Origin of the sequence: Thioclava sp. SK-1, assembly GCF_001705665.1 — a bacterium.
Taxonomy (GTDB): Bacteria; Pseudomonadota; Alphaproteobacteria; order Rhodobacterales; family Rhodobacteraceae; genus Thioclava.
In genome coordinates, this window is the sequence record NZ_MDHA01000032.1 from 271,729 (window position 1) to 284,337 (window position 12,609).

Annotated in this window: 11 protein-coding genes; 8 read left to right on the forward strand and 3 right to left on the reverse strand. The window is 56.2% G+C overall.

Features of this window, described 5'->3' with window-relative positions; translation table 11 throughout:
• The first annotated feature begins 7 nt into the window (after positions 1 to 7).
• The 3 genes from BFP70_RS07460 (at position 8) to BFP70_RS07470 (ending at position 4,001) form a co-directional block, all read left to right on the forward strand.
• On the forward strand, positions 8 to 1,441 hold the full coding sequence (locus BFP70_RS07460; protein WP_255356632.1) for an aspartate kinase: 1,434 nt from the start codon (positions 8 to 10) through the stop codon (positions 1,439 to 1,441).
• A gap of 258 nt (positions 1,442 to 1,699) precedes the next feature.
• Positions 1,700 to 2,935: an aromatic ring-hydroxylating dioxygenase subunit alpha gene (locus BFP70_RS07465; protein WP_066010725.1), complete on the forward strand. Its 1,236-nt coding sequence runs from the start codon at positions 1,700 to 1,702 to the stop codon at positions 2,933 to 2,935.
• Positions 2,936 to 2,939: 4 nt separating this feature from the next.
• On the forward strand, positions 2,940 to 4,001 hold the full coding sequence (locus tag BFP70_RS07470; RefSeq protein ID WP_066010726.1) for a hybrid-cluster NAD(P)-dependent oxidoreductase: 1,062 nt from the start codon (positions 2,940 to 2,942) through the stop codon (positions 3,999 to 4,001).
• On the opposite strand, the gene BFP70_RS07475 is transcribed toward BFP70_RS07470, so the two are convergent.
• From BFP70_RS07475 to BFP70_RS07485, 3 genes are all read right to left on the reverse strand, one after another.
• On the reverse strand, positions 3,998 to 5,377 hold the full coding sequence (locus tag BFP70_RS07475) for a HAMP domain-containing sensor histidine kinase (protein ID WP_176715512.1): 1,380 nt from the start codon (positions 5,375 to 5,377) through the stop codon (positions 3,998 to 4,000). The genes BFP70_RS07470 and BFP70_RS07475 overlap by 4 nt on opposite strands.
• 36 nt (positions 5,378 to 5,413) lie before the next feature.
• Entirely contained in the window at positions 5,414 to 6,073 is a 660-nt protein-coding gene (locus BFP70_RS07480; protein WP_066010728.1) for a response regulator transcription factor, read from the reverse strand.
• Positions 6,074 to 6,224: 151 nt separating this feature from the next.
• On the reverse strand, positions 6,225 to 6,965 hold the full coding sequence (locus BFP70_RS07485) for a siderophore-interacting protein (RefSeq protein ID WP_066010729.1): 741 nt from the start codon (positions 6,963 to 6,965) through the stop codon (positions 6,225 to 6,227).
• Between the two features lie 724 nt (positions 6,966 to 7,689).
• Here BFP70_RS07485 and cyoA point away from each other — a divergent pair.
• From cyoA to BFP70_RS07510, 5 genes are all read left to right on the forward strand, one after another.
• Positions 7,690 to 8,763, forward strand: coding sequence for a ubiquinol oxidase subunit II (gene cyoA / locus BFP70_RS07490; RefSeq protein ID WP_255356633.1), 1,074 nt, complete (start codon positions 7,690 to 7,692; stop codon positions 8,761 to 8,763).
• On the forward strand, positions 8,763 to 10,760 hold the full coding sequence (gene cyoB, locus BFP70_RS07495; RefSeq protein WP_066010731.1) for a cytochrome o ubiquinol oxidase subunit I: 1,998 nt from the start codon (positions 8,763 to 8,765) through the stop codon (positions 10,758 to 10,760). Before cyoA ends, cyoB begins: the two co-directional genes overlap by 1 nt.
• Complete coding sequence (gene cyoC, locus BFP70_RS07500; protein WP_369820192.1) at positions 10,757 to 11,386, forward strand: cytochrome o ubiquinol oxidase subunit III; 630 nt, start codon at positions 10,757 to 10,759, stop codon at positions 11,384 to 11,386. Before cyoB ends, cyoC begins: the two co-directional genes overlap by 4 nt.
• Positions 11,386 to 11,796 (forward strand): cytochrome o ubiquinol oxidase subunit IV, encoded by a 411-nt coding sequence (gene cyoD, locus BFP70_RS07505; RefSeq protein WP_066010732.1) that lies wholly within the window; start codon positions 11,386 to 11,388, stop codon positions 11,794 to 11,796. Before cyoC ends, cyoD begins: the two co-directional genes overlap by 1 nt.
• A gap of 84 nt (positions 11,797 to 11,880) precedes the next feature.
• On the forward strand, positions 11,881 to 12,603 hold the full coding sequence (locus BFP70_RS07510; protein ID WP_066010733.1) for an SURF1 family protein: 723 nt from the start codon (positions 11,881 to 11,883) through the stop codon (positions 12,601 to 12,603).
• Positions 12,604 to 12,609: the final 6 nt, after the last annotated feature.

A 12,609-nucleotide genomic window follows, 5' to 3' on the forward strand; every position in this document is an offset into this window, starting at 1 on the left:
TCCATTGGTGAGCCATCCCAAACATACCGTCGAGAAAATCGGCGGCACCTCAATGAGCCGCGTGCACGAACTGCGTGATACGCTGTTCATCGGGGATCGCAAAGGTGCCGAGATCTATGGCCGGATTTTTGTCGTTTCGGCATTTTCGGGTATCACAAACCTTTTGTTGGAACATAAGAAAACAGGCGAGTCTGGCGTTTACGCACGTTTTGCCAATGCCGATAACGATCATGGCTGGCTGGAGGCGCTGGACACGGTCGCCACAGCGATGGTCGCAGCACATGAGAAGGTGCTGGAACATCCGGCGGACCTGGCGCAGGCCGCATCTTTTGTGAAAGATCGCATTGATGGGTCGCGCAATTGCCTGATCGATTTGGGCCGCTTGTGCTCTTATGGTCATTTCCGGCTGTCCGATCACATGCTGGCAATGCGTGAAATGCTGTCAGGTCTGGGCGAAGCGCATTCGGCCTTTGTCACCACCTTGATGCTCAATCGTTCTGGAGTTGATGCACGGTTTGTCGATCTGTCTGGCTGGCGCGATGAGGGGCATCCCGATCTTGACCAGCGGCTGACCGAAGGCCTGACCGGGATCGACCTTACGACCGAAATGCCGATCGTGACTGGCTACGCCCAATGCACCGAAGGGCTGATGAAAGAGTTTGATCGTGGATATTCTGAGGTCACTTTTTCACGGCTTGCCGCGCTGACAGGTGCAAGCGAGGCGATCATCCATAAGGAATTCCATCTGTCTTCGGCAGACCCGAACCTTGTGGGGCAGGATGCAGTGCGTAAGTTGGGTCATACGAATTATGATGTGGCCGATCAGTTGTCGAATATGGGAATGGAAGCCATCCACCCAAAGGCAGCCAAGGTCCTGCGCCAAAATGAGATCCCGCTGCGGGTGACCAATGCGTTTGAACCCAATGATCCGGGCACGCTGATTGATGACAAACCGGCACAGACGCCACGTGTTGAGATCGTGACCGGACTGGACATTATCGCGCTGGAATTGTTTGAGCAGGACATGGTCGGGGTCAAAGGCTATGACGCCGCGATCCTTGAGGTGCTGACCCGACATGAGGTCCGCATCATTTCCAAAGTGTCGAATGCCAATACGATCACGCATTATGTCGATAGTTCGTTGAAGGTCATGCGCCGTGTTGAGAAGGATCTAAACAAGATCTATCCGGCGGCCAAAGTGTCGGCGCGTCCATTGGCAATGGCATCGGTAATCGGGCGTGATCTGCATGGCCTGTCAGCCTTGTCACGCGGCTTGAACGCGATCGCGGCCTCTGGTCGTGAGGCGCTGGGGGCCACCCAAGGTCCGCGCAATGTCGATGTGCTGTTCATCTTGGAGCGTGACGATCTGAAGCCGGTTATCACCGCGCTGCATGGTGAATTCGTCTCTGCAACACAGCCGTCCATTCAAAGCGCGGCATAAGTGCTGAAAAACTAAGCAGTATATGAAGATGGTGCGCGTCATTTTTTGACGCTGGTCTTTAAAACGCCTCCACGAAAGTGGGGGCGTTTGCGTGTTTGGGGGGGAAGCTGCCATTGGCGGCTGGGTTTTTGCGATACATGTCGCAAACCGGCTTGTCAGGTGTCGCATTCACGACTTCGCGCGTGCGGAATCGATCTAAGACTTGGGCAAAGACCCTGTGGCAACCGGCGACATCCGCACGGTATGGAGACCCAAGCGATGCAAAATCCTCCCTCTGTGCAAGAGCTTTTGATCCGGCGCACACCCGGACATTCGCTTGAGCAGGCGTTTTATACCAGCGACGCGATTTTTCAGATGGATCTGGAGCAAATCTTCTACCGCGAGTGGCTGTTTGCGATTCCGGCGGCACAATTGGTCAAAAAGGGCGCTTATGCCACGCATCAGGTCGGCGCCTATCGGGTAATTCTGGTCCGTGGACAAGACAATGAAATCCGTGCGTTTCACAACACATGTCGCCATCGCGGGTCGGTTCTGTGCAAGGCTTCGGGTGGGCAGGTTGCCAAGCTGGTCTGCCCCTATCATCAATGGACCTATGAGCTGGACGGGCGCTTGTTGTGGGCGCGTGATATGGGGCCAGAGTTTGACGCCTCCAAACATGGGCTGAAGACCGTGCATTGTCGTCAGGTTGCCGGGCTGGTCTATATTTGCCTGGCCGATGTGCCACCTGATTTTGACGATTTCGCTCAAACCGTGCACCCGTATCTGGAGGTGCATGATCTGGAAAACGCCAAGGTGGCGCATCAATCCACCATTGTCGAAAACGGCAATTGGAAGCTGGTGTGGGAAAACAACCGCGAATGCTATCACTGTGCGGGCAATCACCCGTCTTTATGCCGGACCTATCCCGAAGATCCGTCGATCACAGGTGTCAGCGCCGATGGCACTTTTCCTGATAAGGTTGAGGCACATTTCACCCGGATGGAGGCAGGCGGCGCGCCGTCCCGGTTTAAAATGGCGCAGGATGGTCAGTATCGTGTCGCGCGGATGCCGCTGCTGGATGGGGCGCAAAGCTATACGATGGATGGCAAGATTGCTGTGCAAAAACGGTTGGGCCGGGTGCCATATCTGGATGCAGGCACGCTGTTGCAATTCCATTACCCGACCACATGGAACCATTTTCTGACCGATCATTCGATCACCTTCCGCGTCACGCCGATCAGCGCCACGCAAACTCAGGTTACGACAACATGGCTGGTGCATAAAGATGCGGTTGAAGGGGTGGATTACGATCTGAAGAACCTGACCACCGTATGGGAACACACCAATGATGAAGACCGGCAGGTGGTCGAAGACAATCAACAAGGGATCAATAGCCCCGCTTATCAGCCCGGCCCCTATTCTCCCACGCATGAAGATGGCGTGATCCAATTTGCAAACTGGTATTGCGACACCATCGGTCGCCGCCTTGGCACTGATAAAATCGCAGCGGAGTGATTACATGGATGGACTGACTGCGACACGGTATTGGGATGGCAAAGAAGAGCTGGAATGTGTCTCTGTCATTCCAGAAGCGCCAAATGTGAAAACCTTTTGTTTTCAATCTCCTTCGGGTGCGTTGTTCAGTTTTCAACCCGGTCAGTTCCTGACATTGGAATTGCCGGTGGCCGGTGGGCCGCTGCACCGAACCTATACGATTTCCTCATCCCCGTCGCGACCGATGTCGATTACCGTAACGGTAAAGGCACAAGACGGGTCCCTGGGCTCTCGTTGGTTGTTGGATCATCTGGGGCCGGGGATGCGGCTGCGCGCGATCGGACCGGCGGGCAGTTTTTCGATGGTAAATTATCCGGCACGAAAATATCTGTTTGTGTCCGCAGGCTCGGGGATTACGCCGATGATGTCGATGACGACACATCTCTATGATCTGGGCCGCGATTGCGACATTGTTTTTGTGAACTGTGCCCGTCGCCCGTCCGAGATCATCTTCCGCGAGCGGTTGGAACATATGGCTAGCCGCATTTCGGGGATTGATCTGAAATGGGTTGTCGAAGGGCCTGATAAATTGGTGCCGTGGACTGGATACCAAGGCCATTTCAACCAGTTGATGCTGGGTTTGATGGCACCGGATTATCTGGACCGGGAGGTATTTTGCTGCGGGCCTGAGCCATTCATGCAAGCTGTCCGCGAAGCGTTGGCGGGCTTGGGCTTTGATATGGATCGCTATCATCAGGAAAGCTTCCACGCCCCTGTCGAAGATGCGCGTGAGATCCCTGAAGATGTCGTTTTAGATGAGGATAGCACAGCAGAGGTTGAATTTGCGCTGTCCGGTGTCACCGCGAAATGCGCGGAAACCGATACGCTTTTGTCGGTGGCACGCGGGGCAGGGTTGAACATTCCGTCGGGCTGCACCTTTGGTGTGTGCGGCACATGCAAGGTCAAAAAGACCGCCGGTGATGTCCATATGGTCCATAATGGCGGCATCACCGATGAGGATATCGATGACGGCTATATTCTTGCCTGCTGCTCACATCCGCGCGGGCATGTGACGGTCGAAATCTAGACGTTGTCGCGGCAGGGGGGCAGGGGGCTTGCGTCAAAGCAGGCCTCAAACCCGCGGTCAGTCCCGGGTAGGGGGGAACGCAGCTCCAATTCCGCCTCGGCTCGTTCTGCGATCACATGTGCAATGGCCAGCCCCAGACCGGTGCCATCGCCCGCCCCATCGCCCCGGGCAAATCGGTCAGAAACCCGGCTAAGCACTTCAGGGGAAAGTGGCGCGCAGTCATTGCGCACGATCAGCTTCCCGTCCGGTGTCAGCCCTACGTCCACGCGCTGATCGGCCGTGCCATGGCGCAGGGCGTTTTCCGTCAGGTTGCGGGCCAAAATTCCAAAGGCATCAGGATCCAGATCCGACAAAACGGGCGTGTCTGGCAGCGATAGTTCGATTTGCGCACCGCCCGGCAGGCGGGTGAAATCATCAATCACCATGCCCAGCACCATCCGCAGGTCAAATTGATCGTTGATCCGCAGACGTGCGCCCTCGGCCCGGGCCATTTGCATCAACTTTTCTGACAGGCGCGACAGGCGTTTTAAGGTTGCTTCGATATCTGCGGCGCGGGCGGCGGCCTTGGGATCCTGGGTCTCGGTGCGCAGTCTTTGTGCCTGCGCGATAGCCCCTGCAACGGGTGTGCGCATTTCATGTGCGGCATTGGCGGCAAAGCTGCGCTCTGATTCAAACGCTGCATCCAGACGACCCATCAGCCCGTTGATTGCCCCGATGATTGGGCGCAGCTCATTGACCATCCCATCTTTTGACAGCGCATCCAGCCGCTGCGGCCCGCGCCGCGCCAGATCCCCGCTTAGGCGTCCCACGGGGCGCAAGCTGCGGCGCACGGCGAATAGAATGGCAAAAAAGCTAAGCGGAACAACCACCAACAGCGGCGCTGACATGCCCAACATGACTTCATGCAGCTCAGAGCGGCGCTGGTTCAGCGGCTCTGCCACAGTGATCGTAATCCCAAGATTGGGCGCCCGGTCACAGAAATACCGGTAATTGCGATCTTGGGTGAAGCCGTGCTTTTGCGGCGGCGGAAAATCCACCCCTGCGCTGTTGGCCGAGGCCAGAAGTTCTGCGCCGCTGGCGTCGCGGATTACAAATTCGACTGTGTCGCGCTTACGGTCCAGCCGCTCTACCAATTGGCGGGGATCGCGGCGGCGGAAATCATCATCGCGCCGGTCGCCACCGCCCAGCTTGCCCAAAGGCATGTCGCGCGAGCGGTCGCGCAAAACAATGGGCAAGATACGTTGCGCTGTGGCTTTCAGATCATTGTCGAAAACCCGGTTCATTTCGCGGCTGAAAATCGCCACCGTGACAAGGGCCGCGACAAGCCATAGCAATGTGACGGCCAGACCGACAAGCGCGGCGATGCGCCACGTCAAAGATTGTCGGATGCGGGGCCACCATTGCGCCATCACTTAGGCCGCGCCCAAACGGTAGCCCATGCCGCGTTCGGTCACGATCACGGCCTTGCCCAACTTCTTGCGGATATGGCTGACATGCACCTCTATAGTGTTGGAGCCGATCTCATCATCAAAACTGTATAGCGCCTCTTCAAGCTGTGATTTCGACAGCAATTGTCCGGGGCGGTTCAAGAAGGCCTCGAACAGGGCCCACTCGCGGGCGGTCAACGTGATCGGCTTGCCGGCGCGCTGCAAGGATTTCGCGGTGCGGTCGATTTGCAACGTTCCCAGCGTCAGCACGGGGTTGGGATCGCCCATTGCACGCCGTGCAAGCGATCCGATCCGGGCTGACAGTTCATCAAGATCAAAAGGTTTCACCAGATAATCATCGGCCCCGGCGTTCAACCCTGCGATCCGGTCGCTGACCTGATCCAGCGCGGTCAAAATGATCACGGGAACTTTGTTGCCGCTGGCACGCAAGTCGCGCAGGAACGGGATGCCGCGCCCGTCTGGCAACATCAGATCCAGCAAAATTAATTGGAAATCAGAAGCTTGTATGGCGGCGCGTGCATCATCAAGCAGCGTGACCCAATCGGCGCTGTGACCATCGGCACGGATTTGATCGGCCACGGCTGCGCCCAAGGTGGCATCGTCTTCGATCAACAATATCCGCATGATCTGTCCTTTATGTCTGACATTCCGCTGCCAATGGGGCACCCAGTTTCAGACATAGCCTGTTGTCGGGCGGTTGCCAAAGGTTGCGGCCACCGCCCGAGTATACGGGTCAACCTGATGTTAAGCTGAAGGCTGAAAAACAGGCGACGCTTTACAGGTCTTTGGCATTGGAGTCCGCTTCGCCCGCAACCCAATATCCGGCGGCTTTTAACCACGGGAGGGGATGGCCGCGCCCGGTCAGATGGTCGCGCAAGGCGCGTGCAACAGCAGATTCCGCAGCCACCCAAACGAATGTTTTGGGCGGTAGGGTCAGCCCTTCCAATGCGTTAATCAAAGGGGCGGGATCGGTGGGATCGGCGCGTGGCACCCAAATCGCCACATGATCGGCCTTGGTCGTGAAGCCTTGCGCATCACTGCGATCAGGTACAGCCACGATTGTGGTGATAGGCATGTCAGCGGGCAGTTCCTCGACTTGGCGGCCGATCGCGGGCAGGGCGGTTTCATCGCCAATCATCACCCAGCGTTCAATTGGCCCGGTTATCACCTGAGAACCGCGCGGACCGGCGATTTTCACCGGGGTGCCGGGGGCGGCATTCAGCGCCCATTGGGTGGCTGGTCCGGCCTCGTGCAGGGCGAAATCCACTGTCAGCTCATTTCGGGCCGGGTCAAAATGGCGCGGCGTATAATCGCGCGCCACTGGCTCTCCCGCGCTGTCTTCGATGAATAACTTGAAATGGTCGCCCGCGAAAAGGGAGGTAAATCCGGCTAATTCATCCCCAGAAAACACCAATCGCAGCATATTGGGCGTGATTTTGGTGGCCGATGTCACGGTCAGATTGCGCCGGACCAGCTCATGGCGGTGGCGTTCGATGGTGGGGGTAAGGTCGTTCATAGATATGTCCTTTATCGGCCACAACATTGGCCTTGACGGCGACGTCAGACAGGTTTGGGCACACCAAAGATGTCGACGGTGGTCAAAATCATTGTTGATAAACTTTATCAGGTAAAGGGAGAAATCAACCCCTGCGCCCGCCCCGGATGCCCTGCATCACAGCACAGTGTTCTGTGCGCCGTGGGCCATAAGTCGCGGTGTATTAAGCAAAACTGATAGGCATGTGGCTATGCGCCTGATGCAACCCCGTCATGACGCGCGCCTCGCGCGGGTGTGACGGGGCGTGATAATGTCGCAGCGTCAGCGGGCAATTCACCCCCCAAATCTGCCGCAATGCCGATGTGCAGATGTCGTCATTCTGACCTCTGATTTCACCACCCAGATGACAGATTTTTGTTACATTTCATATATGTGATTGAAATGTCAGCCCGGCGTGATCGGCGAAAATTTGCTGATGGAATTGTCGCGGATTGATGCGCGCGCCCGGCGGTGCGCCCGCGTCACGATCGGTGACGATGTCGCAGTCTGTGGCGGAATGTCGCATAGCGACTCTACTAGTCGTTTTCTAATGCCGACCCATTGTGAAAGCCCATGACGTCGCGCGTGCGGGCAGATGTAAAAGTGTCTCAGCGTGACCGGCGGAACCTTCCCCCCAGCTATGGCAGTGCCATGGCTTCAAGCGCTGCAAGAGGCAAACGTGTTGAAACGACTGAAACTCCCCCTGATGCTGCTCGCCGCAGTCTCGCTTGCGGGATGTCAGTATGATGTGCTCGTCCCCAAGGGATGGGTAGGCGCTGAACAGCGCGATCTGCTGATTATCTCCACGCTATTGATGCTGATCGTCATCATCCCCGTTCTGGTGATGGCCGTCTATTTCCCGATCAAATATCGCGCCGACCGTGAAGACACATCGGATTATACCCCGGAATGGTCGCATTCGACCAAACTTGAAATCTGGGTCTGGGGCGTTCCGATTGCAATCGTGGTCGCGCTTGGCTGGTTCACAGCGGTCTATACCCACCGTTTGGACCCCTATCGTTCGCTAGAGCATCTGACGGATGCGCAACCGTTGGAAGTTCAGGCCGTGTCCTTGGATTGGAAATGGTTGTTCATCTATCCAGAGCTGGGCGTGGCCTCGGTCAACGAGCTGGCGATCCCGGAAGGACGTCCGATCAACATCTCGCTGTCTTCCTCAACCGTGATGAATACGTTCTGGGTGCCTGCATTGGGCGGCATGATCTATTCGATGACCGGAATGGAAACCAAACTGCATCTTATCGCAGATGAGACTGGCACATTCGCGTCGCGTTCGGGTCACTACTCGGGTCCGGGTTTTGACAAAATGGTGTTCAATACAGAATCCATGACGGCGACCGATTTCGACTCCTGGGTTGCGAAAGTGCGTGCTGAAGGTGATGACCTAAGCGCCGAAGCCTATCTGCAGCTGGAGAAGCCCGTCATTGATGCGCCGATCAGCTACTATGCATCCGTTGATGATGGCCTGTTTGATCGTATCGTCGGCATGTGCGTCGAGGCCGGTAAGGTCTGCATGGCGGATATGATGATGCAAGATAAAATGGGTGGTGGCGGCTTGGCCGGCATTGGCGATAAAGACCTGTATGAATATGATCGTCAGCGTTCGATTGATGGTTTCGGCAATCCATTGGATCTGCCCGCGCCGCAATTGCACTCTGAACCCGATGACACGCAGCATATGTCGGCACTTGATCCGGCACAGCGCGATTACCCGTTCGACATGAAATACGTCTGCGGTCAGACTGAGGAGAAAACAATCTAATGGCTACCGAAGGAGCTACCCAACCGGCAGAGACCTTCTCGCCGATCTTCGGGCGTCTTACGCTCGATTGGATCCCCTATCACGAGCCGATCCTCGTCGCGACCTTTGCGGGCGTGGCGCTTGGCGGGCTGATCTTCCTTGCCTTGATGACCTATTTCAAGGCATGGGGACCGTTGTGGACGAATTGGGTCACATCAATTGACCATAAGAAGATCGGGATCATGTATATGGTTCTGGGCTTCGTGATGATGGTGCGCGGCTTTGCCGATGCGCTGATGATGCGGGCACAGCAGGCGCTGGCCGCAGGCGGCGCCGAAGGCTATCTGCCGCCGCACCACTTTGATCAGGTCTTTACGGCGCATGGCGTCATCATGATCTTCTTTGTGGCAATGCCGTTTGTCACCGGGATCATGAACTATGTGATGCCGATGCAAATCGGCGCGCGTGACGTGGCGTTCCCATTCTTGAACAACTTCTCGTTCTGGATGACGGTTGCCGGCGCACTGCTGATCAATATCTCATTGTTCATTGGTGAATTTGCGCGTGTTGGCTGGTTGGCCTTCCCGCCGCTGTCGGGACCAAGCTTCTCGACCGGGCCGGGGATGGATTACTATCTTTGGGCGTTGCAGATCGCAGGTATCGGCACCACGCTTTCGGGCATCAACCTTGTTGCAACCATCTTTAAGATGCGCGCTCGCGGTATGAAACTGTTTGATATGCCGGTGTTCACCTGGACCGCATTGTGCACCAACGTCTTGATCGTTGCAGCCTTCCCGGTTTTGACCGCGACGCTGGCACTGTTGACGATGGACCGCTACTTGGGCACCCATTTCTTCACCAATGATCTTGGCGGCAATGCCATGATGTATGTGAACCTGATCTGGATCTGGGGTCACCCGGAAGTGTACATCCTGATCTTGCCAATCTTTGGTGTGTTCTCGGAAATCGTTGCGACCTTCTCGGGCAAGCCCTTGTTTGGTTACAAAACAATGGTTTGGGCAACCGCGTGCATCATGGTCTTGTCCTTCGTTGTGTGGTTGCACCACTTCTTCACGATGGGATCTGGCGCGAACGTCAACACATTCTTCGGTATCACTACGATGATCATCGCGGTGCCGACGGGCGTGAAGATCTTCAACTGGCTGTTCACCATGTATAATGGCCGGGTGCGGTTTGAACTGCCGATGCTTTGGGTGATCGGGTCGATCGTGACTTTCACCATCGGTGGTATGACAGGCGTTTTGCTGGCGGTTCCGCCGGTGGACTTCCAGCTGCATAACTCGTTGTTCTTGATCGCGCACTTCCACAATGTGATCATTGGTGGTGTGGTGTTCGGCGTCTATGCGGCCGTCGCCTATTGGTGGCCCAAGGCGTTTGGCTTCAAGCTGCATGACGGCTGGGGTAAAGCGTCGTTCTGGTTCTGGTTCGTTGGCTTCTACTTTGCCTTCATGCCACTGTATGCATTGGGTCTGATCGGTGCGACGCGTCGTGTTGCCAGCTATTCGGATCCAGCGTGGCAGCCCTATTTCATCACCGCCGCATTTGGCGCGTTGTTGATCGCGGCAGGCATCGCTTGCACATTCATTTGCTTTGGCTATTCGATCTACAAACGTAAATCGCTGGCTGTAGGCAATGATCCTTGGGATGCGCGTACCTTGGAATGGGCCACGCAATCGCCGCCACAATACTATAATTTCCCGCAGGAAATTACTGTGCATGGCCGGGATGAGTTCTGGGAAATGAAACGCCGTGGTTTCACCTTCTCCACGCTCTACACGCCGATCCATATGCCGAAATATACCGGCATGGGTGCGATTATCTCTGCAGTCTGTCTGGTCTTTGGTTTCGCCATGGTTTGGTACATGTGGTGGCTTGCCATCATCACCTTCCTTGCGGCCATCGGTCTGGGGATCGCGCATACGTTCAATTACAACCGCGATTACTATGTCCCAACGGATGAGATTGCGGAAATCGAAGGCAAGGGAGCATCGGTATGACGATGATCGACACCCCTGTGACCGGGAAAGTGGAGGGGCCAGCCGGCCCCGCCCATCACCCCGATCACCACCACGAAAGCCCGACACCAATCGGCTTTTGGATCTACCTTATGTCGGACTGCATCATCTTTGGGTGCCTGTTCGCGGTTTATGCGGTTCTTGGCGGTAACTATGCGGGCGGTCCTGCGCCCAAAGATCTGTTTGAACCGGGCTTTGTGGCGATTGAAACCGCGCTACTGCTGATTTCGTCCGTGACCTTCGGCATTGCGATGTTGCAGGCGCAAAAGCAAAAGCTGGATGCAACGATCACCTGGCTTTTGGTAACGGGCCTGTTCGGTTTGGGCTTTATCGGGATGGAACTGTATGAATTCCATCACCTGATCCATATCGGGGCAGGACCGGACCGTTCGGGCTTCTTGTCGGCGTTTTTCGCGCTGGTGGGCACGCACGGTCTGCACGTCACCGGCGGTATCATTTGGCTGGGCACTTTGATCGTGCAGCTGAAGATGCATGGCCTGATCGAGGCCAATATGCGCCGTCTGTCAACGCTGTCCATGTTCTGGCACTTCCTTGACCTGGTCTGGATCGGCGTCTTCTCCTTTGTTTATCTGGTGAGGTTGGTCTGATGTCGGCACACGCAGAAAATTCGCATGGCACCATGAGCCAGTTGATGATCGGTTTCGTGTTCGCTGTTGTGCTGACCGTGATCCCGTTCTGGCTGGTGATGGCCGAGGTCGATATGAACCCCGTTACATTGGTCGGGATCATCGTGGGCCTTGGTGCGGTGCAAATCATCGTCCATCTGGTCTATTTCTTGCATGTCACGCGTGAAAGCGAGAATGGTTGGACCTTCGCGGCCACTGCATTTGCTGTGGTAATCTTGGTCATCGTTCTGGCGGGTTCGTTGTGGGTTATGCACAATATGAACGCCAACATGATGCCGATGCCCGATATGGGGAACATGTCCGAAGTACAGGGCATCACCGGCGCACAAGACGCGATGGATGCGATGAACCACGGCACTGCCGACCACTGATATTGGCATGGGCGGTTAACGCCCCTGCTGCATCTAAAGGGGGTCGGCCACCGTGCCGGCCCTTTCGCTTTGTATGAGGTTCCTATGACCCGTTCGATCCGCTGGCCTTTGACCATAATCGTGACGCTTGTCGCCCTGATTGGCGTGGCGGGCTTTGCCAGCCTTGGCATATGGCAGGTGAAACGTCTGGCATGGAAAACCGATCTTATTGCCCGCGTAGATGCGCGGGTTGATGCGCCCGTCGTGGCGGCCCCGGGCCTGCAGGATTGGCCCGGCATCACCCGTGACAATTCGGAATACCGCCATGTTACATTGTCAGGTGAGTTTTTAAATGATCAAGAGGTGCAGATCTATGTGCCCTCGGAATACGGTCCGTCCTATTGGATCATGACGCCGTTGAAGCGTGACGATGGCACCATCGTCATGGTCAATCGCGGCGTGGTTCCGGAAGAGTTCAAAGACCCCGCGACGCGCACCGCGCCCTCAGGCCTGCAGACCGTCAATGGATTGCTGCGCCTGTCCGAGGATCAAGCCTGGTTGTTCAGCCAAGACAATCGGCCCGAAGAACAGACATGGTATCGTCGCGACATCACTTCGATCACGCAAACGCTGGGCTTCACGCAGGCTGCGCCGTATTTCGTCGATCAGGAATTGGTCGACCCGCAATCTTGGCCGCGTGGCGGGAAAACCGTGGTCAGCTTTCGTAACTCTCATTTAAGCTATGCGCTGACGTGGTTTGCCCTTGCTTTGTTGGTGGTGCTGGGCTGGGCGTTGTTCCTGCGTCATGAACGCAACCGCGCTGAATAAACCTGG

What these genes read in the sequence shown, in the direction of transcription:
- BFP70_RS07485 (WP_066010729.1), bottom strand. Translation starts at nt 6,965, where the DNA reads ATGAACGACCTTACCCCCACCATCGAACGCCACCGCCATGAGCTGGTC.
- BFP70_RS07510 (WP_066010733.1), top strand. Translation starts at nt 11,881, where the DNA reads ATGACCCGTTCGATCCGCTGGCCTTTGACCATAATCGTGACGCTTGTC.
- cyoC (WP_369820192.1), top strand. Translation starts at nt 10,757, where the DNA reads ATGACGATGATCGACACCCCTGTGACCGGGAAAGTGGAGGGGCCAGCC.
- cyoB (WP_066010731.1), top strand. Translation starts at nt 8,763, where the DNA reads ATGGCTACCGAAGGAGCTACCCAACCGGCAGAGACCTTCTCGCCGATC.
- cyoD (WP_066010732.1), top strand. Translation starts at nt 11,386, where the DNA reads ATGTCGGCACACGCAGAAAATTCGCATGGCACCATGAGCCAGTTGATG.
- cyoA (WP_255356633.1), top strand. Translation starts at nt 7,690, where the DNA reads ATGCTGCTCGCCGCAGTCTCGCTTGCGGGATGTCAGTATGATGTGCTC.
- BFP70_RS07465 (WP_066010725.1), top strand. Translation starts at nt 1,700, where the DNA reads ATGCAAAATCCTCCCTCTGTGCAAGAGCTTTTGATCCGGCGCACACCC.
- BFP70_RS07480 (WP_066010728.1), bottom strand. Translation starts at nt 6,073, where the DNA reads ATGCGGATATTGTTGATCGAAGACGATGCCACCTTGGGCGCAGCCGTG.
- BFP70_RS07470 (WP_066010726.1), top strand. Translation starts at nt 2,940, where the DNA reads ATGGATGGACTGACTGCGACACGGTATTGGGATGGCAAAGAAGAGCTG.